Below are 3,285 nucleotides of genomic sequence, written 5' to 3'. Positions count from 1 at the left end.
GTTGCGCTTTTAAGAAGTGGCGTAGGTCACTATTTGTGGGTGCTGGCTCTTGATGCGGGACAAGATAAGCTACTAATTGTTTGTCACCTGCACTGTTTTCTCTGGCGATGACTACAGTTTCTCGCACTACTGGATGCTGTGAAAGAGCTGCCTCAATTTCACCTAACTCGATGCGGAAACCACGAATCTTTACTTGGTTGTCAATACGTCCGAGATATTCGATGTTTCCATCTGGGAGATAACGGGCTAAGTCACCTGTTTTATAGAGACGTTCATTCGGTTGATTGCTAAAGGGGTTGGCAATAAATTTCTCTTGTGTCAAATCGGGACGGTTGAGGTATCCTCTTGCTAGCCCCACACCACCAATGTGCAGTTCTCCAGGAACACCAATGGGAACAGGTTGGAGATAGCGATCGAGAATATAAATTTGTGTGTTAGCAAAAGCGCAACCAATAGGAACTAATTGTTCAACACATAAGTCTATTGTATGCGTTTCAAAATAGGTACTGTCAATAGTCGCTTCTGTTACACCAAAGGAATTAATTAACCGAGTTGAACTTCCACAAAATTGGCGAAATTTTTCATACTCCTGCACATACCAACTATCAGAACCACAAATGATTAATTTCATAAAATCTAGACACTTGTGGTTCTTTTCTAAGTAGAGAATTAAATTTCTTAATACTGCTGGTACAAATTCAGCACAATCAATCTTTTCTTGCAGCATTAACTGATGAAGTTTCTCTGGTTCTAGCAATAGCTCGCGAGGACAGAGTACGAGTTTTCCACCCGAACAAAGAGCGCGAACTAAGTCTCCAGTAAACACATCAAAGGAAAAACTAGCCATTTGTAAATGGGAACTAGCAGAAGTTCGCAGTTGATATGCTTCTTCCCAAGCTAGATAGGCATTTGTCAGGCTGTGATGATTCAACATCACGCCTTTAGATTGTCCTGTAGACCCAGATGTATAGATGACATAAGCAAGATTTTCTGGGCTGACTTTGCTAGGAATATTGTTTGTTGATTCTTGAATTATGAGATTATCTAAACAGATAATTCGGTCTGAATTTACTGGTAAATCTGCAATGAGTCTTTGTTGTGTCAATACTAGAGCTACTTGAGCATCGGTTAACATGAAGGCTATACGCTCTTGGGGATAAGATGGATCGAGAGGTAAGTATGCACCACCGGCTTTAAGAATAGCTAATAGTCCAACTACCATTTCTAAAGAACGCTCTACATACAGTCCTACCAATACCTCTGGTTTAACTCCTAAAGTTTGCAAGTAATTTGCTAACTGATTTGCTTTTATATTTAATTCCTGATAAGTAAGTTGTTCTCGTTCAAATACTACTGCTACTGCATCTGGTGTCCGTTTCACCTGTTCCTCAAACAACTGATGGATACACTTATCATGGGGATACTCAGTAGTGGTGTTGTTCCACTCAAAGAGCAACTGCTGGCGTTCGGTTTGAGTCAATAACGGCAATTCAGAAATTCGTTGTTCTGGATTGGTTGCGATCGCTTCCAGTAGAGTTAGGAAATGTTCCGCCATCCGAGCGATCGTTTCAAGATCAAATAAATCAGTATTATATTGCCAACCTACCTGAAGAACTTCTCCAGCTTCCATAATCATTACATCCAGATCAAAGCTTGCCCCCCGTTGATGTCCGAGTGGGTATGGCTCCATCTGAAGTCCTGAATCCTGACAGCAGGATAAATTTTTCAAAGGCTCACCCCAACGTTGCTTTTGCTCAGTAAAGCTGACTTGGAACAGTGGAGAACGACTAGGATCTCGTTGAGGCTGAAGCTTGTCTACTAAAAGTGGAAAAGGATAATCTTGATACTTCTGAGCTTCTTTGACTGTTCCGCTGATCTGATCCAAAAAATCTTTGAAAGTTAGGTATCCTGAAACTGTTGTCCGCAAAACGACAGGGTTAACAAAGTAGCCAACGACTCCTTTAAACTTTCGATCCAATCTACCCAACATTGGACTGCCTACTAGAATATCCTCTTGATTAGAGTAGCGGTAAAGCAACACAAAAAAAGCAGCTAAGGTAATCTTGTAAAGACTGGTTCCAGAAGCTATAGCTAGATTCCTAAGTTTTTGAATTAATTGTTCATCTAGCTTTAAAATATGCGTTTCTCCCTGATAGGTCTGTACAGGAGGGCGCGATTTGTCTGTTGGCAGATTTAAAATAGATAACTCACCAGCTAATTGTTTTTGCCAATATTCCCTCAGTTCTTCTCCTCTGGAACTAGATAGTAATTCAGATTGCCAACGTACAAATTCTATATAGGATAAATTCTCAGCAGAATCTTCTTGCTGAAAGTCAATTTTTTCGATTTCTCCTATATAAAAGTTTTGAAATTCATTAAGTAATATATCAAAAGACCACAAATCACCAGCAATGTGGTGCATTGTTAATAAAAGAATATGTTCTTCAACTGATTGCGTGAATAGATTGATTCGCAAAACCGAATCAATTTCTAGGTTGAAAGGACAGTCGGTTTCAATAAAGATTTGTTCTCGTAAATAATCTTCACTCCAATTTGAAGCATCTGTTATTTGAATATCAACTTCTTGCTTTTCGTGAATCCGCTGAACTGGTGTTCCTGCATAGGAAGTGTATGTGGTACGCAGAATAGCATGACGCTCAATAATTTTATTCCAAGCTCGACGCAAAGCTTCAATATCTAATTTTGAGCTAATTCGCACAGTTGTAAAAATGTTGTAAGCAACACTTTCTGGGTCAATTTGGTAAAGAAACCACAAAGCTTGTTGACCATAAGAAAGAGGATAAAAGGCGGAGCTATGCGGATTATCAAAGACAGATGATCCAATCATTTAATTTAGTTTAAGTGTAAGTAGGTTAGCATTGAAAATCGTCGTTCGATATAATCAATGTACAGTGAATTAATACTAATGAATTAACATTAGGTTAATTTCATATTAATTTTTACCATAAAAAAAAGAGACGCAGTTAATACTAATGAATTAACATTAAGTTAATTTCATGTTAATTTTTACCATAAAAAAAAGAGACGCAAGAGCCATAAATCCCACATTCCGCACCCCAAACTGTCACAGAGGTAAATTACGTAGAGACAAAATCAAAGAGAGCATCAAAACAGTCCAATTAGAAATATGTTCTTCCTGATTGAGTGTAAGTAAGTTGGCGTTAAACAATCAACATATGTAACGAAATGTAAATTCGACAAATACCTTATAGATAGGTTATTTAAGGGTTTTTACGAAAAAAATGTATATTGATTTTATCGTGC

1 protein-coding gene is annotated in these 3,285 nt (G+C 38.1%); it reads right to left on the bottom strand.

Going from position 1 to position 3,285, the window contains the following annotated elements; genetic code table 11:
* Positions 1-2,848 (bottom strand): non-ribosomal peptide synthetase (locus tag PN450_RS02545; RefSeq protein ID WP_271835331.1); only part of this gene is annotated, 2,848 nt, incomplete at its 3' end.
* Positions 2,849-3,285 lie beyond the last annotated feature (437 nt).

The organism is Dolichospermum lemmermannii CS-548, from assembly GCF_028330815.1.
GTDB lineage: Bacteria > Cyanobacteriota > Cyanobacteriia > Cyanobacteriales > Nostocaceae > Dolichospermum > Dolichospermum lemmermannii.
The sequence above is the reverse complement of the archived record's forward strand: the minus strand, read 5'-3'. Positions and strand labels throughout refer to the sequence as shown.